At 58.3% G+C, this 23162-nt stretch carries 19 protein-coding genes; 9 read left to right on the top strand and 10 right to left on the bottom strand.

Annotation, left to right across the window (positions count from 1 at the left end; genetic code table 11):
• Nucleotides 1–91: 91 nt before the first annotated feature.
• From B9Z45_RS04805 to B9Z45_RS04795, 3 genes are all read left to right on the top strand, one after another.
• Nucleotides 92–562 carry a DUF2917 domain-containing protein gene (locus B9Z45_RS04805; protein WP_158270381.1) on the top strand — a complete coding sequence of 157 codons (471 nt, stop codon included), beginning with the start codon at nt 92–94 and terminating at the stop codon, nt 560–562.
• Nucleotides 563–631: 69 nt separating this feature from the next.
• Nucleotides 632–1261, top strand: a complete 630-nt coding sequence (locus B9Z45_RS04800) for a TetR/AcrR family transcriptional regulator (protein WP_108406143.1) — start codon at nt 632–634, stop codon at nt 1259–1261.
• A gap of 79 nt (nt 1262–1340) precedes the next feature.
• A complete protein-coding gene (locus B9Z45_RS04795; RefSeq protein ID WP_108406091.1) occupies nt 1341–2342 on the top strand; it encodes an MBL fold metallo-hydrolase in 1002 nt (333 codons plus the stop codon).
• 83 nt (nt 2343–2425) lie between these two features.
• On the opposite strand, the gene B9Z45_RS04790 is transcribed toward B9Z45_RS04795, so the two are convergent.
• Both B9Z45_RS04790 and B9Z45_RS04785 read right to left on the bottom strand, forming a co-directional pair.
• Nucleotides 2426–3277, bottom strand: a complete 852-nt coding sequence (locus tag B9Z45_RS04790; RefSeq protein WP_108406090.1) for a DUF6279 family lipoprotein — start codon at nt 3275–3277, stop codon at nt 2426–2428.
• Nucleotides 3274–3756: a proprotein convertase P-domain-containing protein gene (locus B9Z45_RS04785; RefSeq protein ID WP_158270380.1), complete on the bottom strand. Its 483-nt coding sequence runs from the start codon at nt 3754–3756 to the stop codon at nt 3274–3276. The genes B9Z45_RS04790 and B9Z45_RS04785 overlap by 4 nt, the downstream gene beginning before the upstream one ends.
• A gap of 219 nt (nt 3757–3975) precedes the next feature.
• Between B9Z45_RS04785 and glmU the strand changes: the two genes are divergently transcribed.
• Nucleotides 3976–5391 (top strand): bifunctional UDP-N-acetylglucosamine diphosphorylase/glucosamine-1-phosphate N-acetyltransferase GlmU, encoded by a 1416-nt coding sequence (glmU, locus tag B9Z45_RS04780; protein ID WP_108406088.1) that lies wholly within the window; start codon nt 3976–3978, stop codon nt 5389–5391.
• Between the two features lie 32 nt (nt 5392–5423).
• On the opposite strand, the gene B9Z45_RS04775 is transcribed toward glmU, so the two are convergent.
• A complete protein-coding gene (locus B9Z45_RS04775) occupies nt 5424–5909 on the bottom strand; it encodes an Lrp/AsnC family transcriptional regulator (protein ID WP_108406087.1) in 486 nt (161 codons plus the stop codon).
• Between the two features lie 146 nt (nt 5910–6055).
• Between B9Z45_RS04775 and glmS the strand changes: the two genes are divergently transcribed.
• Nucleotides 6056–7945 carry a glutamine--fructose-6-phosphate transaminase (isomerizing) gene (gene glmS, locus B9Z45_RS04770; RefSeq protein WP_108406086.1) on the top strand — a complete coding sequence of 630 codons (1890 nt, stop codon included), beginning with the start codon at nt 6056–6058 and terminating at the stop codon, nt 7943–7945.
• A 41-nt stretch (nt 7946–7986) separates the two neighbouring features.
• Nucleotides 7987–8262, top strand: coding sequence for a hypothetical protein (locus B9Z45_RS04765; RefSeq protein WP_108406085.1), 276 nt, complete (start codon nt 7987–7989; stop codon nt 8260–8262).
• Here B9Z45_RS04765 and B9Z45_RS04760 read toward each other — a convergent pair.
• From B9Z45_RS04760 to B9Z45_RS04745, 4 genes are read right to left on the bottom strand one after another with little or no spacing between them, the layout of a single operon-like run.
• Complete coding sequence (locus B9Z45_RS04760) at nt 8255–10996, bottom strand: DEAD/DEAH box helicase (RefSeq protein WP_108406084.1); 2742 nt, start codon at nt 10994–10996, stop codon at nt 8255–8257. The genes B9Z45_RS04765 and B9Z45_RS04760 overlap by 8 nt on opposite strands.
• Nucleotides 10997–11035: 39 nt before the next feature.
• Nucleotides 11036–12598, bottom strand: coding sequence for a site-specific DNA-methyltransferase (locus B9Z45_RS04755; RefSeq protein ID WP_108406083.1), 1563 nt, complete (start codon nt 12596–12598; stop codon nt 11036–11038).
• 3 nt (nt 12599–12601) lie between these two features.
• Nucleotides 12602–14521 (bottom strand): ATP-binding protein, encoded by a 1920-nt coding sequence (locus B9Z45_RS04750; RefSeq protein ID WP_108406082.1) that lies wholly within the window; start codon nt 14519–14521, stop codon nt 12602–12604.
• Nucleotides 14518–15666: a Fic family protein gene (locus tag B9Z45_RS04745; protein ID WP_108406081.1), complete on the bottom strand. Its 1149-nt coding sequence runs from the start codon at nt 15664–15666 to the stop codon at nt 14518–14520. Before B9Z45_RS04745 ends, B9Z45_RS04750 begins: the two co-directional genes overlap by 4 nt.
• Nucleotides 15667–15964: 298 nt before the next feature.
• Between B9Z45_RS04745 and B9Z45_RS04740 the strand changes: the two genes are divergently transcribed.
• Together B9Z45_RS04740 and mgtA are read left to right on the top strand one after the other, a co-directional pair.
• Complete coding sequence (locus tag B9Z45_RS04740; protein ID WP_108406080.1) at nt 15965–16432, top strand: SET domain-containing protein; 468 nt, start codon at nt 15965–15967, stop codon at nt 16430–16432.
• A gap of 132 nt (nt 16433–16564) precedes the next feature.
• Entirely contained in the window at nt 16565–19159 is a 2595-nt protein-coding gene (gene mgtA / locus B9Z45_RS04735; RefSeq protein WP_233252076.1) for a magnesium-translocating P-type ATPase, read from the top strand.
• 149 nt (nt 19160–19308) lie between these two features.
• Here mgtA and B9Z45_RS04730 read toward each other — a convergent pair whose 3' ends face one another.
• The 3 genes from B9Z45_RS04730 to B9Z45_RS04720 form a co-directional block, all read right to left on the bottom strand.
• On the bottom strand, nt 19309–19692 hold the full coding sequence (locus B9Z45_RS04730) for a hypothetical protein (RefSeq protein WP_108406079.1): 384 nt from the start codon (nt 19690–19692) through the stop codon (nt 19309–19311).
• Nucleotides 19692–20018, bottom strand: a complete 327-nt coding sequence (locus B9Z45_RS04725; protein ID WP_108406078.1) for a DUF883 family protein — start codon at nt 20016–20018, stop codon at nt 19692–19694. Before B9Z45_RS04725 ends, B9Z45_RS04730 begins: the two co-directional genes overlap by 1 nt.
• Nucleotides 20019–20105: 87 nt before the next feature.
• A complete protein-coding gene (locus tag B9Z45_RS04720) occupies nt 20106–20369 on the bottom strand; it encodes a VF530 family DNA-binding protein (protein ID WP_108406077.1) in 264 nt (87 codons plus the stop codon).
• 136 nt (nt 20370–20505) lie between these two features.
• Here B9Z45_RS04720 and B9Z45_RS04715 point away from each other — a divergent pair, with 136 nt between their 5' ends.
• Nucleotides 20506–22974, top strand: coding sequence for a Lon protease family protein (locus B9Z45_RS04715; protein ID WP_108406076.1), 2469 nt, complete (start codon nt 20506–20508; stop codon nt 22972–22974).
• The last annotated feature ends 188 nt before the right edge of the window (nt 22975–23162 follow it).

The raw sequence follows: 23162 nt of genomic DNA, 5'->3' as shown, positions 1-23162 counted from the left end.
GTGAGTATTTTCATTGGACGGTGAATGCTTTAGATTACATCATGACTGTGCCGACGATGTTGTCGGTGTCGATGGAAACCTGGAGATGGAGATGTCCGAACCCGATCCGTGCACTTCTTTGCAAGACTGTCAAAAGCTGAAAACTATTCGCTGGACAGGCGCCTGGCATCTGGCTTCCCAGCGTGCCATGAGCCTGCTGCCCCGGAAAGATACCCAGTTGTTGATTGTGCAGGGTTGCGCATGGATCACCTTGGAAAAACCGATCGGGCATTGGGCCCGAAGCGATGGGGATCATTTTCTGGAGGCCGGGCAAATCATCGATGTGCCCGCCGGAGCCCGTCTGGTCATTGAGGCGCGCCACGCCCACGAGGTCCTGCACTTTGACTTGTGTGAAATGCCGCATTGTCTATCGGCACGCCCTTCGCCCGAAAACAGCCTGTCCGAGCTGGCGCGGCAGTGGGTGCAGACTTTGGGGTTATTGGCTTGGACGACTGGCCGTCTGGTGCGTGGACTGTGGCGTCCCTTTTCGCGTCCTCCTCAGTCATGTGACCTGCCGGTTTGAGTCGGTCTCGCCCGGTTGACCGGCGGCCCCCTGAAGGTGCTCTTGGGCCATGGCTGGCAAAATGTCGCCATGGCCCGACCCAAATCAGCAACCCACGACATCAAGCGCGACGCCATTTTGGACATCGCCGCGCAATGCTTTGCCCAGAGCAGCTACCCGGCGGCCAGCATGAACGAGATCGCCACCGCCTGCGGCACCTCCAAGGCAAGGCTTTACCACTATTACGACAGCAAAGAGGCGATCCTGTTTGACTTGCTGGACCGCCACACCCAGCGCCTGCTGGCGCTGATTGCGCAAACCGAGGCCACCGCGCAGCGCAAGGATCTGAACGATCGGGCGGCCCTGCACGAGCTGGTGCGGGCGTTCTTGCAGGAATACGAAACCTCGGCCACCCGGCATGCGGCCTTGCTCAACGACACCCAGTTTTTGAGCGATGTGCCCGATCCATCGCTGGGCTCGGTGCCCACATCGCCGCGCGAACTGATCCTGAATCGCCAGCGTGACATCGTGGCCGCCATGACCCGTTTCATGAAGCGCGCCTACCCTGAGCGCCTGACTCCGACCAACCAAACGGCCCTGACCATGATGCTGCTGGGCATGATCAACTGGACCTTCACCTGGCTGCGCCCCGGTGGTCCGATCAGCTATGCCGCCTTTGCCGATGAAGTCATTGCCATGCTCGAAAAAGGGCTGGGTTGATGGTCAAGCCCAATTCACCAATCCGTAACGCATTTCGTTTAGGTAAAATGCAGACTGTTCATTGACCCGAGAAATCACCATGTCCAAAGCCACTACCAAAGCATTTGCCAGTCAGGCCGACCTGAGCGAAAAGAAAATCACCTTCGAGCAACTCAGTGCGCACTGCTGGGCCTATACCGCCGAGGGCGACCCCAATTCGGGCGTGATCATTGGGGATCGATTCATCATGGTCAGCGACGCCACCGCCACGCCGGCCATGGCGCAAGACCTGATCAAGAAGATCCGCACCGTCAGCGATCTGCCCATCAAATATGTGCTGCTGACCCATTACCACGCGGTGCGCGTGCTGGGTGCTTATGCCTACGCCGCCGAAGGCGCGACTGAAATCATTGCCAGCGAAGGCACGCTTGACCTGATCAAAGAGCGCGGCGCTCAAGACATGAAAAGCGAGATGGAACGCTTCCCACGCTTGTTTCGCGGCGCAGACAGCGTCACCGGCCTGACCTGGCCAACCATGGTGATCGCTGGCGGCAACCCCACCAAAGGCCAGGTGCCCGGCAAGCTCAGTATCAACTTGGGCGGCGTGGTGGTGCAGATCTGGCATCCAGGTCCGGGCCACACCCGTGGCGACACGATCGCCTGGGTGGAAGAGGAAAAAGTGCTGTTCTCGGGCGACTTGGTTGAATACGAAGCCGGTGTGTACACCGGTGACGCCCAGCTGGCAGAGTGGCCCGCCACTTTGGAAGCCCTGCGTGCCCTCAAGGCCGAGTTCATCGTGCCCGGTCGCGGCGAAGCCATGAAGGGCAACGCCAATGTCAACAAGGCCCTGGATTACACCAAGCGCTGGGTTGAAACGCTTTTCAAGGCGGGCAAGGAAGCTGTTGCCGGCAAGATGGATTTGAAAGCCGCCATGGCCCATACCCGCAAGAGCATGGACCCGATCTTCGGCCATGTGTTCATTTACGAGCACTGCCTGCCGTTTGATGTGACCCGTGCCTACGACGAAGCCAGTGGCATCAAGAACCCCCGCATCTGGACCGCCGAGCGCGACATGGAGATGTGGAAAGCGCTGCAAAGCTGAAGCAAGAGGTTGTATGCCCATTAAAAAACCCGCCTTGACCCGGCGGGTTTTTTGTGGGTATGCCCGACGCTTTTAGGGGCAACTCAGGGCTTGAGCAGGTCCCGGATGTCGCGGTCATAGCCGCGCAGAGCGCGTGCCACCCGTTGCCGCTGTTCGGGGCTGGTGGTGTTGTGCAACTGGGCCATGTTGTCACAGTTTTGCTGTGTCATCTTTTGCACCAACGCGCTGCCTGCTGGGTCGGGCGGCATGAACCAGCGTTGCCAGACGCCCCAAAGCGCCGCTTCAGCCTGTTCTGTGGGTGCGTTGCTTTGCGCCAGTTGCCGCAAGGTCGACAGCAAATCTTGTTCGCGCCGCCGCCGCTCTTGCCGACCCCATTCCGGGGTCCATGCCGACTGGCTCAGCTGGGTTTTGACCAAGGCGACTTGTGCGGCACTCAGCTCGCCATAAAACGATTTGTAGCGCTCCAGCGTCTTGTCCAGACGCCGCGCCAGCCTTTCGGTATCGCTGCCTTGCAGCCATTCCTTGTCCCAGTCTTCGTTCTTGCTGTCCTGGTGCCGTGCCAGGTGGCTCAGTTGGCGCGGCCCCAGCATCTGCACCACAGGGGCGGCTTGGGTGATCGCCACGCGCATGGCCCGGTCCATTTTGTTGAGGATATCGGCCTGAACGCTGCAGACTTGGCTGGCTTGCACAGAGGTCTGGCTGAGTTCTGAGCCGCGTTGCAACAAATCCAGGTAAGCGACCAGCTCTTGCTGGCGGTGCCAGCGGTAGACGCTGTTCAGCGCCTCTTTGGCCCGATCGGTCTGGGTGTCATTGAACGAGATGGCACTGTCGAGCCACCAGTAAGAAAGGGTGGGCAGCTGTTGGTAGCCCAGCTTGATGGCGCTGCAGCCTTGCAGCAGCAGCAAGCCAAATAAGCAAATGAACCCACGGATCATCTGTTGCCAGTCAGCTGAAGTGACCAACCTACAAGATACCCATTGTTGTATTGGGCGTTATTGGTGTCGGTGACTGAAAGTTTCCACAACCCATTGGTCTGGTTGATTGAGGCTGCAGGCAAGGAGAAAGTCATCAGCGTCCCATCGGTCAAGCAAGAAGGCTGAGCTGAAGCTGGGGCTGTCAGGGCAACGCTGATTTCAGTGTTGTTTGGTTGAGTCAATTTCGCAGTCAACTCACTCAATACAGCGTCCTTCAGGCATAAACCCACAGTGACAAAGGTCAGTGAAGTGATGCTGCATTGGGAAATGGGTTGCGGCTCTGTCGTTGCAGTCAAGTTGATGGGTCTGCCGCTACCGTTGGAAAATCCGTCAGCGTATTTCGGGACAAAACCACAGGACACTTGGTCAGGTGAAGTGTTTGGGGTCACATCGCTGCCCCCGCCCCCACAACTGGCCATGAAAAAAGTCATGCTGAGCATGGCCGCAGTCCAAAGGGGTGATCTCATTCAAGGCTCCGCAAGGTGTTGGGATTTGGCTGGCTTCAAGTAAAAGCAGCGGACATTAACTTTAACAATTGTCCATGCATTGTGAAGCCCTTCTTTCGATGGGGCTCAAGCACGGCAGGACCGGTGCCCAGTCTGGCGATAATCGAAGCCTGTGTGCTGCGCCGATCAGCAGCGCGCTTTAGAAAGACGCCCATGAGTATGAGTCACCCGTTTCCCGTTGATGTCGTCGTGATGGCCGCTGGCAAAGGCACGCGCATGAAAAGCCGATGGCCCAAAGTGTTGCAGCGCCTGGCGGGAGTGCCATTGGTGCAGCATGTCTTGAACACGGCCGCGCAGCTCAACGCCCGTTCGGCGGTGGTCATCACCGGTCATGGTGCCGACCAGGTCGAGCCCTTGTTGTTGGTCCCGGGCCAGGCGCTGGCCGTGCGGTGCGTGCGACAAGAGCCGCAGTTGGGCACGGGCCACGCCGTACAGCAGGCCGTGCCCGCCTTGGCTGACGACGGGGTGGTGGTCATTTTGTCGGGTGACGTGCCCCTGACCCAGGCCGACACCTTGCAAGCCCTGATTGCCCAGTGCGGCGGCCAACATTTGGCGCTTCTGACCATCGACTTCGCCGACCCCACCGGCTATGGCCGCATCGTCCGGGGTGGTGGTGGCGATGGCCAAAAGGTACAAGCCATCGTTGAGCACAAAGACGCCACCGACGCCCAGCGCCAGATCCAAGAGGTCTACAGCGGCATCATGGCAGTACCTGCAAAGCGGCTCAAAAACTGGCTGGGCCGCATCGACAACCAGAACGTGCAAGGCGAGTACTACCTGACCGATGTGGTGAAACTGGCTGTGGCCGATGGTGTGTCCGTGGTGGCGCACAAGATTGATGACCCATTGCAGGTGGCGGGCATCAACAGCCCTGTGCAATTGGCCGAACTGGAGCGTGCCCACCAACTGCGCCAAGCCCATCGCCTGATGGAACAAGGCGTGCGCCTGAAAGACCCGGCTCGCTTCGATTTGCGCGGCCAACTCGATTGCGCACAAGACGTCGAAATCGATGTGAACTGCATTTTTGAAGGCCGTGTTGAATTGGGCGAAGGCGTGAAGATTGGCGCGAACTGCGTGATTGCCAATTGCGCCATTGCGGCGGGCGCCGTGATCCACCCCTTCACCCACATCGACGGCGAAAAGCTGGGCGTCAGCGTGGGCGAGGGCGCCTTGGTCGGTCCGTTTGCCCGCCTGCGCCCTGGCGCCCAATTGGGCGCTGAGGTGCACATTGGCAACTTTGTGGAGGTCAAGAATTCCACCCTGGCCAAGGGCGCCAAAGCCAACCACCTGGCCTATCTGGGCGACGCCACCGTGGGCGAACGCGTGAACTATGGCGCGGGCAGCATCACGGCCAACTACGATGGTGCCAACAAGCACCAAACCATCATCGAAGCCGACGTGCACATTGGCAGCAACTGCGTGCTGGTGGCCCCGGTCACCATTGGCGCAGGTGGCACCGTGGGCGGCGGCTCAACCATCACCAAGAGCACCGAGCCCAGCGCTTTGAGCGTGGCGCGGGGCAAGCAAATCAGCATCGCCAACTGGGCTCGGCCCAACAAGAAAAAATAGGCTCAGGTCTGCGTGCAGCGGCGCCCACGCCCCTACTTGAAAAGGGGCCAGGTCGTGGTGAACTTGGCCCGCTTGGTGGCAAAAAACGCTTTCACATTCCGCACATTGGCGTCTTGCGTGAACAGGGCCTGACTGATCGCCAGGTAATGCGGCATGTCCCGGGCCTGCACCACCAGCATGAAGTCCGGTCCCGGCGAGACACGCCAGCATTGCTGCACCGCACCGTGCGCCACGGCCCGGGCCTCAAAAGTGTCCAGGTGTTCAGCGCCTTGTTTGTCCAGCGACACCTCCACCAAAGCGCTCAGGCCATGGCCCAGGCTGGCGCCCAGTTGGTCGGCGTTCAGCACGGCAATTTGCCGCTCGATCCAGCCCCCATCGGCCAGACGCTTGACGCGCCTGAGGCAAGTGGGGGGCGACACATTCACCTTGTCGGCCAAAGCCACATTGCTCAGGCTGGCGTCGTGTTGCAGACTGTCCAGCAGTTGCAGGTCGATGGCGTCGAGTTTATTTAATTCCATAAAAAGTATTTTAATAAAATTTAATTTCAGTCATTTCGAATTTTGAAATAAAACACCAATTTACAAAATTAATTGACCTGAAATTTTACAAGACAAGGCCTAACATCGCCACAGTTTATGGACAACACCTCATCAGGAGCATCACCATGTGTGGCATCGTCGGCGCCGTTTCTTCCCGCAACATCGTTCCCATCCTCGTTCAGGGCCTTCAGCGGCTCGAATACCGGGGCTATGACTCCTGCGGTGTGGCCGTGCATTCGGCCAGCCTGAACGGCGGAAAGGGTGGCCTGCAACGCGCCCGCAGCACATCACGCGTGGCCGAACTGATGGACCAAGTCACTGCCGATCACATCGAAGGCGGCACCGGCATCGCGCACACCCGCTGGGCCACGCACGGCGTGCCTGCGGTGCACAACGCGCACCCGCACTTCAGCCACGGACCCGCCCTTGCTCAGCCTGGCGCTGATTTGGCAGGCGCCCCTGACAGGCCAGGGCGTGTCGCCTTGGTGCACAACGGCATCATCGAGAACCACGAAGAACTGCGCGCTGCGTTGCAAGCCAAGGGCTACGTGTTCTTGAGCCAGACCGACACCGAGGTCATCGCCCACTTGGTGGACAGTCTGTACGACGGCGATATTTTCGAAGCCGTCAAGACCGCCATTCTCCAGTTACACGGCGCGTATGCCATCGCGGTGTTTCACAAGGACGAGCCGCAGCGCGTGATTGGCGCCCGCGCCGGCTCGCCCCTCATTTTGGGCGTTGGCCACGGTGAAACATTTTTGGCCAGTGACGCGATGGCGCTGGCCGGTGTGACCGACCAGATCTTGTACCTGGAAGAGGGCGATGTGGTCGACATCCAGCTGGGCAAATACTGGGTGGTGGACCGTGACCACAAGGCCGTGACCCGTGCTGTGAAGACTGTGCACGCACACAGTGGCGCAGCAGAGTTGGGCCCTTACCGCCATTACATGCAAAAGGAAATTTTCGAGCAGCCGCGCGCCATTGCCGACACGCTGGAAGGCGTCGAAGGCATCACGCCTGAACTGTTTGGCGACGGCGCATATGCCATCTTCAAAGCCATCGACAACGTTTTGATTTTGGCCTGCGGCACCAGTTACTACAGCGGCTGCGTGGCCAAGTACTGGATCGAAGCCATCGCCAAAGTGCCCTGCCAGGTCGAGATCGCCAGCGAATACCGCTACCGCGAATCGGTGCCCAACCCCAACACGCTGATCGTCACCATCACCCAAAGCGGCGAGACCGCTGACACGCTGGCTGCACTGCGCCACGCGCAAAGCCTGGGCATGACGAACACCCTGACCATTTGCAACGTGTCCACCAGCGCCATGGTGCGCGAATGCAAGCTGGCCTATGTGACCCGCGCCGGAACCGAGATCGGCGTGGCATCGACCAAAGCCTACACCACGCAGCTTGCAGGCTTGTTTTTGCTCACGCTGGCGCTGGCGCAGACCAAAGGCCGCCTGTCGGACGAAGAAGAGGCCATGCACATCAAGGACATGCGCCACCTGCCCGCTGCGCTGCAAGCCGTGCTGGCGCTGGAGCCGCAAATCATCAGCTGGGCGCAAGAATTTGCCAGCAAGGAAAACGCCCTGTTTTTAGGCCGCGGCACGCACTACCCCATCGCCCTGGAAGGCGCGCTCAAGCTCAAGGAAATCACCTACATCCACGCCGAAGCCTATGCCGCAGGCGAGCTGAAACACGGCCCGCTGGCCCTGGTGACCAGCGCCATGCCGGTGGTCACCGTCGCCCCCAACGACCAACTGCTGGAAAAACTCAAGAGCAACATGCAGGAAGTGCGCGCCCGGGGTGGTGTGCTGTATGTGCTGGCCGACGTCGACACAAAGATTGAAAGCAGCGAAGGCGTGAACGTGATCCGCATGCCCGAGCACTACGGCGTGCTCTCACCCATCCTGCACGTTGTGCCCTTGCAGTTGTTGAGCTATCACACGGCTTGCGCAAGGGGCACGGATGTGGACAAGCCGAGGAATTTGGCGAAGAGCGTGACCGTGGAGTAGTTCAGCCAGTGAGTAATTTTGACGATCTGACAAGAGTGGTCATGGTCGTCAAACTGAAAAGCAAGGCGCTTTTCATTGGACCCTACTCAAACAGTCAGCAAGGGCTGTTTGGCAGGGTCTTTTTGTTGCGTAAAAGAGAACAACTGACTTTTGAGGCAATCGCTAACTTGTTGACGAAATCAGGCACACGCTCGGTCAATGGCTGCTTGCTAGGTGCTGAGCATGTGTTTTCTATCTACAAGAAAGGCAAGCTCAGGCAAGAACGACTCACATTGAAGGTTGAAATTGTATGTAAGCTAAAACCAGCCTTTAAATGATTGCATCGAGCTGCTGCCCCACCCCCCTCCCATCCAAGTTCTTGAACACCATTGCAAACAAAGCCGTGCCCCCGCTGTGTTCAGCCCAGACCTTGCCCACTTGTCCTTTTTCGATTTCTTTGGCCATGCCGCTGATATGGCTGCCCTTGTACTCAACCACCAGCACACGGCCATCGGTCAGTTCGCAAACAAAGTCAGGGTAAAAGCGCCCGCTGGATGTGGGTAGCCAGAACCCCGCCACGGGGTCGGAATCGAGGTTGCGCACCCAGCGCTTCACTTGCGAATGTTCTTCAATGGCCAGTGCGCAGCGCCATTCTTCGCCGCCGTCCTCCAGGTCGGCGGGCACGGGGTAGTAGTGTTTGCTAAATTTAAACTTACCCCGATACAGCTTGTTGGTTGGCACCGGGTAGCGGTTGGCCTCAAACACAAAGGCAATTTGTGGCGAGGTTTCCAGCGCCCAGCCACCGTCTAACACCAGTTGGGTGAACGAGGTCTTGGCGGCTTTGTCCCGCATCTCCTCAATCTTCAGTGCAATTTTTTGCATCAACGGGTATTGATGGCGTGCCAGCTGGGCCAAGGGAATGCGCTGTTCGTTGATCAGGTGCCGAATCGTGGCCAGCACAAAAGCGCGCAGGTGCGCGGGCAGCACGTCACGCGCCGCATTGCGCGAGGGGTGTTGCAACTCAGCCGCCAGCCAGCGGGCCAGGTCTTCTTCGCTGATGGTGGTGCTCACCGCATCCAGCGGCAATTGCTCGGCATCGCCTTTGCCCACGCGCAGGCGTGTGCCGTCCAAATAAACCTCCCACAGCGTGCCTTGCTCGGCCATGTGAAAGCCAGACAAGGAGACAGGCTCGGCAAGCAAGTTCAAGTCCAGTTCTTCGGTGACCGACTCGCGCTCCAGCAATTGCAGTTCACCTTGCGCACCACCGGGTCGGTAAGCCAAACGCGGCACCACTGCAAACACTTCGCCCCGGTTACTGGGGGCCAGTGCACCCTGCACCACGGCGTTGTGGCGTTCAATGCTTTGGCCCAACTGTTCCTTTTGCTTGCCGCGCAGCAGCGACGCCAATTCTTGCGCCACGGCATCCGGTACCGCGCCGCGCCACTGCACGCGCTGGCGTGTTCCGTCCGTGCTCACGCTGGCCAGACCCTGGTCCACTGCGGCTTGTACTTGGGCGGGTAGGGGCTTGCCCGCAGGCACATCCACTTGAAGCGATGGCAATGCCACTTGTCGGGCCAAGGCGTCATACAAAGGCCCATCACCGTGCCCATCTGCCCAACCAAAAGGCAGTTGTGGCGCGATCATGGACGACATGTCCAACGGGTCAAAACCCATGCCGTCAATCAATCGGTCGGCCAACGCGTTGGCGGCCAAACCAGTTTCAGTCTCCGTGATGTGGGCATACGCTTTGTTCAGGGCGGGGCGGCTGCGCTTTTTGGCATAAGGCATGCGCAGCACGCGCCCCAGCAACTGCTCAATGGCGGCTGCAGACCGGATGGATTGCACCGAACAGAGGATGTAGGCAAACGGGCAGTCCCAGCCTTCTCGCAAGGCCTGCACGGTAATGATGTAGCGCACCGCGCAATCGCGGGCCGACAGGTCCAGGCCTTCCAGTTCGCGCTGTGTGCCCGTGGCGATCTTGATTTGGTCTTCAGGAATGTGCAGCTGCTCAATCAGGTGCTGGCGCAGGGCATCGGCATTCACCGGCTCGGTGCTGTTTTGCGCTTGCAGCAAGACGATGGGGCGGATGTAGTCGCCCTTGTTCGTCCCATCATCTGCTTCTTCTTGCTGGGCTTCGGCCTCCAGCAAGCGCTGGTTTTGCACAGCATCAAACACCGCAGCCTGCCAGCCCCGGGTGTGCTCTACCAAGGCAATCGGCATCTTGATCATGTCTTCGGCCTGCAGCTGCTGGGCCGACACATGGAACAACACATTGGTGCGCTTGGGCACGGGCGTGGCCGTTAGCTCCAAAATCAAACACGGGTTCAGGCGTTTGAGCGCTTCAAAGCTGCGCTCGGTCTTGGTGTTGTGCGCTTCGTCCACGATCACATAGGGTTGATGCAGGGCCAGCCAGTTGGCCAGGCTCCAGCGCAGTTGCCCCACAAAACGCGCCAGCATCTCGCGCCCGGCTTTGGCGCTGCTCACATCTTCGGCGGTCACCACTGCGTCGGGCAAGTCGTTCAAGACCTGCAAGCGTGCAGTGGGCATGCCCTTGAAGTGCGGCTCAAATTTCTCGCTGAAGGAGTACACGTTGCGCTGGTCAGTGTCTTCCACCCGGAAGCTCTGGATGGTAGCCACGACCACCACAGCCTTTTGAGCATAGTCTTGCGGCGACAGCGTGGCCAGCTCGTCCAGCTCACACACACGCACATCGTCGCCCACGCCTTGCGCCAACGCTTGGCGAAACGGGTGGCCAGGTGCGCGCAAAGCGTTCAGCGTTTGGCTGCGAATGGTGTCTGATGGCACCAGCCACAACACCAAAGGCTGCGCCAAACCTGTGGGCCATTCACGCGCCATGCGGCCAATGGCCTCGGCGGCCATGAGCGTCTTGCCACCCCCGGTCGGGATGCGCAGGCACACGCAGGGCATGTCACCAAACGGGTCGGTGTTGTAGCCAAAACCGGTTTGCGTTTCAAAAGCACTGCGCGGGCCGGTCAAGCGAGCCGCACGCAGGTATTTGTCCAGCTCGTCCAACGATTGCTGCTGGTAGCGCTTAAGGGTCAATAAGGCCATGGACTGCTCCCTGAGTTTTTTAATTTTTGCTTATGCGCTTTAGCGCGGCACCGCGTGGGGCAATTGCTTGAAGCTAATGTCTTCGGCTTTCAGCCTGGCATCGCCCAGGCGGCAGGCTTCGCCATAAATCACCTTGGGACCGTCATGGCCACACAGTTCGTTCAAGGCTTGCAGCACCGCCGTGGTCAGCACATTGCCGCTGGCTGGGCGGCGGTCACCCAAGATGCCGTTGAACAGCAGGTAATACGCCGTGCCCTCGTGCACACCCAGCAAGGGCAGGGGGCCGCTGGCCGCTTGCGTGGGCAAAGCGGTGCCGGTTTCGCGCATCCAGATGAATGCGGCCAGGTCGGCAAAGCGCACCTCGGGGTGAATGTCGCCTTGCTCGTCAAACAGCGGTGCGCCCAGTTGCAGCAGTTGGAACCCGCCGCCACCTTGCCAGCCCACGGCGGTGCTGATGCCGCCCTGTTCGCCGGCGATGACTTTTTGCAAGCGCGGTGTGCAATGCGTGGTGGCGTGTTCGCCCATTTCAATGCCGATCCAGCGGCGGCCCATTTTGTGGGCGACGGCGGCCGTGGTGCCGCTGCCGAGGAAGCTGTCGAGGACGAGGTCGCCGGGGTTGGTGGCCAGATGCAGGACGCGCTGCAGCAAGCGTTCTGGTTTGGGTGTGGCGAAAGGGGCGTGCGCATCAAATGCCAATATTTCTTTTTTCGCGTCTTGGTTATTCCCGACTTCGTCATGCCTCCAAAACGTAGTTGGCACCGTGCCTTGTTGTATTGAGTCTGGAAATTTTTTGAGTCTGGGACGTTCGTTCAAGCCATTGATGCCCCAATAAAGAAGATTGTTTTTCGCATTTGCTTCGGTTGAACTCCGATCAAATGCCCAAACTCTCGTTCTCGATGGCCAAACCTCTTGCAAAGTAAACGGGTTCAGAATTGGGTAATAAAGATTAGGTCTCTCTTCATTTGATTTGGCGCAGGTGTAGTCCGCTGACAGCCATGGGCCTCGTGGATCGCTATCAGGATTTTTAAAACTGCCAGCTTGCTTTTCACTTCGTGGCAACAAATTTGGCCGCCACACACCAGGGGTTTTGCCATATACCAACACATGATCGTGATTGATGCTGAGTTGATGAGCGTCATTTTGTGGGGAGAACTTTTTTTCCCAGAAAACGTTTGCCACAAAATTTCCCCGCCCAAACACCTCATCCATCATCACCTTGAGGTAGTGCCCTTCGTTGTCGTCGATGGTCACCCAGATCGAGCCGTCTTCGCTCAGCAAGTCTCGCAAGATCTGCAAGCGCGGCAACATCATGCTCAGCCATTGGCTGTGCTCCAGGTTGTCGTCGTAGTGCTCAAACGCGCTCTTGGTGTTGTAGGGCGGGTCGATGAAGATGCACTTCACTTGCCCCCGGTAAAACGGCAGCAGGGCCTTGAGGGCTTGCAGGTTGTCGCCTTGGATCAGCAGGTTGCCCTTGGCAGCAGCGGCATCGCCAAAAATGCCATTTGCGTTGGGGCCTGCGGCGTGGGGGCGCAGCACATGCGTAGCGGTTTGGGTAGCCTTTGAGAAGGCGGCTTGGCGGTCAAGCCAGTCGAGGGTGGGCATGGGTCAGGCTTTGTTTTGAAATAGGGCTCGATACGCCTGTTGCGGATCGTTGGGTTCTTCGGGGTTTGTCATGGCCAGGCGGCCGTCGCGCATGAGGGGGCGCAGGTAGTTGTTGCGCACATACCGTGGGTGGCGGCGCAATACCGCCGCCAGCTCTTCTGCTGACCATTCACGCAAGCTGCACAGCTCGACCACGGCATCGCACACTTCGCCAGGAGGGTGCCTTTGGCCAAAGCCACCTATGCGTGCAGCCAATACCCCGGGCAGATCGTCCAGCAGGGCAGCTCGGGCAGCGTCTTGCGCGCTGGATTGGGGGTTACCAGACAAGCCTTCGGGGTTGCTAGATAAGCCGTCAGGGTTGGTAGATAAGCCGTCAGGGTTGGTAGATAAAGCACCGGGGTTACCAGATAAGGCGTTGTTAACTGTGTTTTTACTCAGCCCTAATCGTTCGGCGGGCACATAGTAGGTGGCCGAGCCCCGGCCTTTCTGAACCAGCAAGCCTGCATCGCGCAGGCGGCGCAGGGCGGCGCTGGCGGTCAGGGTGTCCACTTTGCTCAGATCCCGGTAGGCGGCGTTGTCAATCGCGCCGGCCTCGCGCACGATGACCAGCGCTTTGGCTTCATCGGGGCTGAGCTGGGCATCTTTGAACTGGGCCAGCCACGCAACGTCATCGGCACCCAAAAAGTGGTGAAAGAAGTAGCGGGCCACAAATTTGTCATCGCTCCGGTCGGATTCAAACAGAGGCGGGGTCAGGCCGGCTTGCTCCATGGTGTCTCGCATCACGCGGATGCCGCTGCCTTTGGTTTCTGCAAAACGGGTTTCGTGCAGCACGCTGGCAATGCGAGGGTTGCGCGGCTCGCTGCCGGGTTCGCCCAAATGCTCGGGCGACTTGAGTGAGTAGCCGGGGTTGCGAATTTCGAGCCGGTTGGCGTAGCGAATGATTTGCACCGGGCTGTGGCTGCGGTAGCTGCGGTGCATGAGGGCGTTGACCAGTGCTTCGCGAATGACGCGCTGGGGGATGACGGGTTTGTCTTGGCGTTGCAGGTCACCTTCTTTCAGGGCGAAGCCTTTGGGCAGGTCGTCCAGCACGGCGGCTTGAGCGCGGCGGATCAACCTGAACAGGGGGTCACGCAGTTCAATGGTGTCAAAACGATGTTCAGGGTTGGGCACCCATTCACGGCCCGGCACGCGGATGTAGTCCACCCGAGTCATGGGAAAGCAGCGGCGCAGCGCCTGGGGTTTGCCAAACAAGATGATGCCCGCCAAGGTGAGCCGTAAGCTGCCTTGCTCGTCTTTGCCGATGCAGCCGAGCGCATGCAGCAGCTCATCGTCGGTCCAGCGCAGCTCTTCGGCGTCGGGGTTGGCTTCGGCGCGGGTTTTGCGGTAATCGGCTAGGGCCTCGGGGGCGATGTCGTCAAGGGTCGCGTCGGGCACCAAGCTGGCGTCAAAACTTTCGCGCTGGCGGCCTTGGTAAAACACGGCCAGATCGTCTTCGGTGCAGTGCTGGTCCACGCTGCCCACGCGACGCAGTGCGCCTTTGGGCAAGCCTTGGGCTTTGAAGAAAATGGGCTTGTCTTGTGGCTGCGCCTCGGGCACGAAGGCCACGATCACAGCCATGCCGTTGACTTGCTCGGTACTCAGCTCAATGCGCACGGGCTGGTTGAAGGTTTCGCGGCATTGGGTGGCGAGGTCGGCGCAGAGTTTGTAGGGCTGGGGCACACCTTCGACTTGGTAGCTGGGAAACAGGGCTTGGTCTTCGCGCTCCACGCCCAGCAGCAGCCAGCCGCCTCCTAAGCTGGGTTCGTTGGCAAAGGCACACACGGTTTCGAGCAGTGATTTGCCGCTCTCGCTAGCGCGTTTGGCCTCGATGCGCTCGGTTTCGTCGAGCAGGTTCAGGCTTTGCAGGAGTTCCAGTGCAGTCATGTTGCGATGTTATCCCTGGCGAAAAGGTTCAGATAGGGTTGGTAGCGCCAAAGTCGGTTGCGTTCATGGCCTGTCAGTTCTTGCAGCCAGCCGCGAGACTCGAAATTTGCAATCAATTTGGCTGCCGTTGGGAATGTGCAGTTCATGAGCTTGCACACGTTGTTGACCGATACCGTGGGGTAGCGAAACAGATGATCCAGCAATGTGAGCGCCTTGGCGTTCTTGGCGACTTCACTTCGGTGTGCGTCGCGCATCGCCACGATGTCTTTTGCGGTTTGCGTGGCCGCCAGTGCTGTGGCGCTGACGCCTCGAAGGAAGAACATGAGCCACTGTTCCCAATGCCCTTGCATGCGAATGGCGGTCAAGCGGTCATAGTACTCGGCCCGGTGTTTTTTGAGGAAAAGCGACAGGTAGAGCAGGGGCCGTGACAGCGCTTTCTCTTCGCAGAGTATCAGCGTGATCAGCAGTCGCCCTACGCGGCCATTGCCATCGAGAAAGGGGTGGATGGTTTCGAATTGGGCATGAGCCAGACCGCAGCGGATCAGCAAGGGAACCTGCGTACGCTCTGCATGCAGGAACTTTTCGAGTTGACCCAGGACATTCATCACCTCATGCGGTGGCGGGGGAATGAATGAAGCGTCACGCAATGAACTTCCACGCCCGCCAATCCAGTTTTGAGAGGTTCGAAATTCCCCGGGTGATTTTTCTCCGCCACGGACGCCTTTCATGAGCTCCGCATGAATTTCTCGTAACAAGCGCAGCGACAGCGGTAAGTCTGGCAGGCGGTTCAGGCCATGGTTCATGGCGCGCACGTAATTGACGACTTCCTCTACGTCTTTGGGTGTGTCATCACGCAGCGCATCGGCTTCAAAGGCGAGCACGTCTTCCAGCGTGCTTTGCGTGCCTTCGATTTGCGATGACAGAACGGCTTCATGGCGAACGTACATGGCCACGAACAAATCGGGATTGGGCAGCATGGAGGCCAGCGCATCGAGTCGCCCGATGTTGCGGTCGGCGTCGGACAACAGACTTTGCAGTTCGCCGCTGTAAGTCAGGGGCGGTTCGGGTGGCAGTGGCGCAGGAATGAATGCTTTGTAGCCAGTAGTTTGTTGGACGAAACGTCCTGCACGATAGGGGTGATCCATGGATTTAGCTTTCACAAGGAACGGATAGTCTATCTCTTAATAAAATTTTCATCAAATTTTTTTATTAAAAAAGACTTGAACGCGGTTTGTTAAAGAAAAATTGTTAATTTAGGTGCCTTCCGGGTTTTCATTGCCGTCAAGTTAGGAGTCTCTGTGAATCATCCCACCGTCTGTTTATTTGACAGCCCAAGTGCATCCGCCAGCTTTTGCCGCGTGGTTTTGCGGGGGCGTTGGGTGGCTTTGGATTGGGTAAGGCGCAGGTATGCTCCTAGTTACATTTTTTTGCGGTTCTGACGCCATGGTTGATTTGTCCGATTCCCACGTTGACAGCCCGATTTGGGTTGAGCAATCCCGCGTGCACGGCAAAGGCGTGTTCGCCACGCGCCACATGGCGGTGGGTGAAAAGGTCATTGAATACGTGGGCGAGGTCATCACCATGGTCGAGGCCATTCGCCGCCATCCGCACGACAGCCACAACCCCGACCACACGTTTTACTTTCACCTGGACGATGGCCGGGTGATCGATGCGCTGTATGGCGGCAACGACTCCAAATGGATCAACCATTCTTGCCGCCCCAATTGCGCGCCTGACGAGGTGAAGGGGCGCATTTTCATCAAGACGCGCAGGCCGGTATTCCGGGGGGAAGAGCTGACATTTGACTATGGCTTGTTCAGCGACGAGCCGATGACCGAGGCACTCAAAGCCCGTTATGCCTGCCGCTGCGGCGCCAAAAAATGCCGGGGCACGATGCTGGCGTCAGACTGAAACAGGGCCCATCGGCGAAGGCCTGACTGCGAACTTGACCCAAGTCAGGGCGCGCGCCACCCGCATTGCGCATGATCGGACACGCCACGTTCGCGCGATCCGCTTCAGCGTGAATGGCTTCAAGGAAAAGCAGTGTTCCCCTTTCATGTCAAACATGTCGCCCGTTCAGGCACACCCTCTCAGCCCGACATGGGGGCTTACTGGAGTCGGGCTTCCAAAGATTTGACCCAGGCGCTGGATTCCAGCGTGGAGGGCCTCACCCAACAAGCTGCCCGAGTCAGACGCCGGCAGATGGGCGCCAACGTACTCGATGCCACGGCAGGGGACACATTTTTTGGGTTGTTGATCAGCCAGTTCAAAAACCCCTTGGTGCTGATCTTGATGGTGGCGTCGGTCATCTCCATGTTCGCGGCCGAATGGGTGGATGCCGGGGTGGTGCTGGCCATTGTGCTGGGCAGCACCGTGCTGGGTTTCACTCAGGAGTACGTGGCCAGCAATGCCATCAAGAGGCTGCGCGCCAAGGTCAAAATTCATTCCAGCGTATTGCGCGATGGGCGATTCAGGCCAATCCCTTCCGACCTGGTGGTGCCAGGTGACGTGGTGACCCTGTCTGCTGGCAGTTTGATACCCGCTGATGGTGTTGTGTTGGAGGCCAAAGATTTTTTCATCAACCAAGCGGTGCTCACGGGTGAAACTTTCCCGGTGGAGAAAAAACCGGGGGTCGTGGCGGAGACCGCCAGTTTGAGCGAACGCAGCAACTGTGTGTTCATGGGCACCAGTGTCAGCAGTGGCACTGCACGCGTGTTGCTGGTGAAAACAGGAAAGTCCACGGTGTTTGGCCAGATCGCGCTCAAGTTGGCCTTGCGCCCGCCCATGACCGAATTTGAACGGGGCGTTCACCGCTTCGGCTACTTGCTGACCCGCGTCATGCTGGTGATGGTCGTACTTGTTTTGGCGATCAATGTGTTCATGGACAAACCACCGATTGACTCCTTGCTCTTTGCGCTGGCCTTGGCGGTGGGCCTGACCCCTGAGCTGCTGCCCGCCATTGTCAGCATCACCTTGTCCCACGGCGCCAACCGCATGGCCAAGCTGGGGGTGATCGTGCGCCGGCTGAATGCGATTGAAAACCTGGGCGCCATGGACGTGCTGTGCACCGACAAAACAGGCACATTGACCGAGGGTGTGGTGGGCCTGGATGGGGCTTTGGACACCCAGGGCATCGCGTCTGCCAAGGTGCTTCGGCTTGCGGCGATCAACGCACATTTCCAATCGGGTTTGACCAATGCCCTGGACGACGCCATCGGCATGGCCGCGCGCAACGCGCAGGTGGACATTGCTGCGGTCACCAAGGTGGATGAAATCCCCTACGACTTTGTGCGCAAGTGCTTGTCGGTCGTGGTCATCGATCCGCCTGGCCGGTGCACCTTGATCACCAAAGGGGCCTTTGAAAAAGTGCTGTCACTGTGCATCACCCAAGGGGAAGACAGTGTCCCGCTGGACGACGCCGGGCGGGCCAGCCTGGTGGCCTTGCTGGAGGGCTGGAGTGCACAGGGCTACCGAGTCCTCGGCGTGGCATCCAGGCCGATGGATGAGCGCACCGAGCCTTATGTGCGCGAGGATGAGTCGGGGTTGAATCTGGACGGCTTCTTGTTGTTCATGGACCCGCCCAAAACCGATGTGCGCCAAACCCTTGAAAATTTGGCACAACGCGGCGTTCAGCTCAAGGTCATCACGGGGGACAACCGCCAGGTGGCTTGGCATTTGGCGCAAGTGCTGGGCCTGTCAGAGGGCCATGTCATGACTGGCCGCGAACTCAATGACATGGCCGATGACGCGCTGATGCATGCCGTGAAGCAGACGGTCGTCTTTGCCGAAGTGGACCCGAATCAAAAAGAGCGCATCATCCTGGCCTTGCAAAAAACAGGTCACGTGGTGGGTTACATGGGGGATGGCATCAACGATGCGCTGGCGCTGCATGCTGCCGATGTGGGCATCTCGGTCGATACCGCTGTCGACGTGGCCAAGGATGCCTCGGACTTTGTGCTGCTGCGCAAGGATCTGGACATCTTGAGTCAAGGCATTGACGAGGGACGGGTGACGTTTGCCAACACCCTCAAATACATTCTCACCACCATCAGCGCCAATTTCGGGAACATGGTGAGCATGGCTGTGGCCTCTGTATTTTTGCCTTTTTTGCCGATGCTGGCATCCCAGATCTTGCTCAACAATTTCTTGTCAGACATTCCTGCGGCCACCATTGCGGGTGACCGGGTGGACCCGGAGTGGGTGGCCAAACCCCGGCACTGGGATACCCCGTTCATTCGCAACTACATGGTGGTTTTTGGTTTGCTCAGTTCGGCCTTTGACTTTTTGACTTTCGGGGCTTTGTTGTGGATTTTTGAGGCAGCACCGCAAGAGTTTCAAACGGGCTGGTTCGTCGAGTCGCTCATGACTGAATTGGTCATTGCCCTGGTTGTCCGGACACGGCGTCCGTTTTACCAAAGCCGCCCAGCAAGGCTGCTGTTGATGAGCACCCTGGCCGTGCTCATGGTGGCGCTGACCTTGCCTTATTTGCCTTTCAGCGCGGTCTTTGGTTTTGTCCCGTTACCCTGGCCCCTGATGCTGGGCATGGTCGTCTTGACGCTGGCTTACGTGGGCGTTGTCGAGCTGGTCAAGAAACGTTTTTATGCACAGACCGAACAGCTCGGCGGCCATGCTTTGTGAGGGTGGTTCGCCTGGTGCGTGGGCTGGCTTGATGCACACACGCTGGGCAAAAAGAAGCCATGTGGGCTGGCGCAAGGCCTGGAGGCACTGGGCTCTGGACACATCCAGACGTTGCTCGGCAGTCAGTGGCGTGGCAGTCTGTGGCGCACTCATGGGTTTCGGCTTTGACGCAAAGCCAGCATGTCCAGCTCGATTTGGGCTTTCAGTCTTCCAAACGAAGGCGATATTTTGAAGTGACTGGCCCAAGCCCAGCAAGCGACAGAGGACAGGCAAAGCACCGAAGGGACAAGCCACATAAGCCACGCACTGCGCTCATCGATCACGGGCAGAGCACTCCAAAGCAACAAGGACACGCCCGCCAACAGAACACCAAGGATCCCGCTCGCAGTGCCCATGGCATAAACAAGCAGGCGTGTTTTCCAGACACAGACTTGCCGTTCCCATTCCTCCGAGGCCAAATCGGCATAGCCATGAACGTGCATTTTGAGCAAGTCCGGGGGCAGCAGAAAAAGCTTGAGCAACAACCTGGACATCAATGGGGGCGTGCACGCATCAACCAGCTCACCAGGGTGGCGGCAACGGCGCCCACACCGGCTGCAATCAAAACCGATTTGAAGGGAGCGCAATGGATGTAATGCTCAGCCGTAGAGCTGACTTTGTGTGTTTTTTGCTCCAGCAATTTTTGGGCTTCTACAGCCGCATCACGGCTGTGGTGCGCCATATCGCTGATGCTCTCGGACAGTCGATCCGCCAGACGTTCAAAAGCAGGCTTGGCTTCGTGCGCAGCCTCTTGCAGGGTGGCTGAAACGCCAGCAGTCGCGCCAACCAGTTTCTCGGGGGATGTTTGAGGGTCAGTCATGTGAACTCGCTTCAAGCTTGGATGAAATAAAGGCCTCCACCTTAAATGCGACCACGGGGGCGCGTCTGTTGGCTGGCGCACCAGTCCTCAGGTGCCTGACTGCAGTTGCCGTTTCTGGTCGCGCAGCATGAACAGGTAAAGACTTTCCACCTTGTCGCGGGCCCAAGGGGTTTTTCTGAGAAATTTCAGGCTAGACCCCACGCTGGGGTCGTGTGTGAAGCAGCGAATCGGAATGCGGACACCCAAATCAGCCCAGCCGTAATGGTCGGCCAGTTGGGTCACGATGGTTTCAAGGGTCAGGCCATGAAGCGGGTTGCGCGCTTGTGGGTTGTCGGGTGGTGAAGCTTGCATGTTTCCATTGTCTCTTGATTTCGACTGGGTGATACAGCACACGGAAAAGCAAGTCACCGGGGCATAAATTCCAGATCAGTGGGTGCAGAGTTGATCGTATCCGTATTGAGCCGTTGAACCATTGGAGGCATTTGACATGGACCCTGCCTTTGCCTTGGCAACAGGCAAGCTGTTTGAGTTGCGGGCGGCCCAGTTGCGCCGAACGGTGGAGCCTGGTTCGCTGGGGTTCTCGGACACCTCCGAGTTGTTGCACCAGCCATTGCCCTGGATCGGGCAGGAGCGGGCCAAACAAGCCGCGCAGTTCGGCATGGGCATGACCGGGCCGGATTACAACCTCTTTGTGTTGGGCGAAGTGGGCAGTGGGCGCACCACCTTGCTCAGCCAGATGATGCACATGCAGGCCGAAAAGCGTCCGGTTCCCCCAGACCTTTGTTATGTGCATAACTTTGATGAACCAGAACGCCCTCAGGCCTTGCGCCTGATGGCCGGTCAAGGTCGTGTGCTGCGCCAGTTGATGCTGCAGCTGGCCAAGCGACTGCAAAGCGAAGTACCCAAGCGTTTGGGACAAGACGACTTCAAGGCTGAAAGCAAGCGAATTGAGGCGTCTTACAAGACCGAGGAAGATCGTGGGTATCTTGCCCTCAGTGCCTATGCCGAGGCGCACCACTTCGCCTTGATGCGCGACCAGGGGCACATGGTGTTCACCTTGAAAGATGCACAGGGTGAACCCGTGACAGCGGGAAAAGCCTTGGCCTTGAGCCGCGAACAACGCGCAGAAATCGATGTCAGCGAAGAGTCACTCCGAAGCGAGATCAGCCGCTACCTGGAAAAAATGCGCGCCATGGAACGTGTCATGAATGAGGGCTTGTCGGCCCTGCGGCGGCAGACCCTCAAGCCCATGCTGGACCATGAAATCCAGTTGATCCGGGATGCGCTCAAGCAACCACTGTCAGATGGGGTCAAGCTGGGCGTTTTCATGGAACAAATTCACCACAGCATTCTTGAAAATGTGACCTTGTTCGAGCCCGGTGACGAAGAAGAAATTCGGCTGGAGGCGCTGGATGCCGTGCTGTCGCTGTTTCGCGTCAACCTGCTGGTGGACAACCATGCACTGCAGGGCGCACCTGTCATTTTGGAGGATAACCCCCTGTTCAGAACGCTGTTTGGCAGCATCGAATACGAATCGGACAGCGGGGAGTTGGTGACCGATTTCTCAAGGATTCGAGCAGGCAGCTTGCTCAAGGCGAATGGGGGCTTCCTCATGTTGCACCTGCGTGATCTTCTGGCCGATCCTCATGTCTGGGAAAAACTGCGCCGCTTCATGCGCAATGGCCGCTTGCAGATCGAAGAGCCCGGCATGATGTATGCCCCCATTGCAGCGGTGTCACTGGAGCCCGAAGCGCTGGATATCGATGTGAAGATTGTTTTGGTAGCTTCGGCCGACGAGTACTACGCAGTGCAGGAAGCCGACCCGGAGTTTGCCCGGCGATTTCGTTGCAAGGTCGATTTTGCCGAGAGCTTTGCGGCCACCACCGAGTCGGCTCATGCCACGGCCATTTTTGTAGGCCATGCCTGCAGAAAAATGAATTTGCCTCATTTTTCGGCCTCCGCCGTGGCGGCCCTGATCGAGGAGACCCATCGCACGGCAGATGACCAGGATCGACAAAGCGCGATCTTTGCTTTGACTGAAGCCTTGGTGATTGAAAGTGCAACGCTGGCCAAACAGCGCGGCAACAACACCGTGGATGCCATCGATGTGGAAAAGGCCAGACAGGCACGGATTCACCGACACAACTACCCGGAGCAAAGATTGCAGGAAACCATTGTGGATGGTGAACGTCTGCTGGTCGTGACGGGCGAACAGGTGGCACAGATCAATGGGCTCACCGTGGTGGATTTGGGGGACTACCGCTTTGGCTTTCCGGTGCGCGTGACGGCCTGTACCTATGCCGGTGAAGAAGGCCTTCTCAACATTGAGCGCGAGGTGGAATTGTCGGGCCCCATTCATGACAAAGGGGTGCTGATCTTGCACAGCTATTTATCAGCCTTGTTTGCCCACATTGCGCCATTGGCCATGAATGCAGCGGTGGTATTTGAGCAGGAATACAGCGGAGTTGAGGGTGACTCGGCTTCATGTGCCGAATTTTTTGCCTTGTTGTCGAGTTTGTCGGGCCTGCCCTTGCGGCAAGGCATTGCGGTGACGGGGGCGGTCAATCAGCATGGCGAATTGCTGCCTGTCGGCGGCATCAACGAAAAGATTGAAGGCTACTTTCGAAGTTGTGAAAGCCTGGGCCTGGATGGTCAGCAAGGGGTGCTGATGCCCAGCCGAAACCAAAGGCATTTGATGCTCGATGAGCGGGTGGTCAAAGCGGTATCTGATGGGAAATTTCACATCCATGTGGCGGAGACGGCCAGCGAAGGTATGGCGCTCTTGACCGGTGTGTGCTTTGGCGCATTGGGTGTCAACGGGTATCCCGCAGGCAGCGTTTTGGGACGTGCACAAAAAACACTTCAACGCTTTCGGCATGCTTGCGAATACCTGGGCAACAAGCCTGCAAGCGCGCCCAAACCCATTCGGCCGATCAAACACAAGGTGTTTCGCTGAAGGAGGCCGGCACGTGTCCACGGTATTTTCTTGACATCAAAAACCACTGTTTTGATTGCCTGTTTCTGTGGGCTTACTGGTTTGAACGTAGTGCGACTCAGCAATTCAAGGGATCACAAAGAAGGGCATCGTGTCCTATTCTGGACAGGAAGACTAGGCGAGGTATTTCCTGTTGGAAACAATCTTTT

Origin of the sequence: Limnohabitans sp. 2KL-17, assembly GCF_003063415.1 — a bacterium.
Taxonomy (GTDB): domain Bacteria; phylum Pseudomonadota; class Gammaproteobacteria; order Burkholderiales; family Burkholderiaceae_C; genus Limnohabitans_A.
This window is presented reverse-complemented; position numbering and strand designations above follow the sequence as displayed.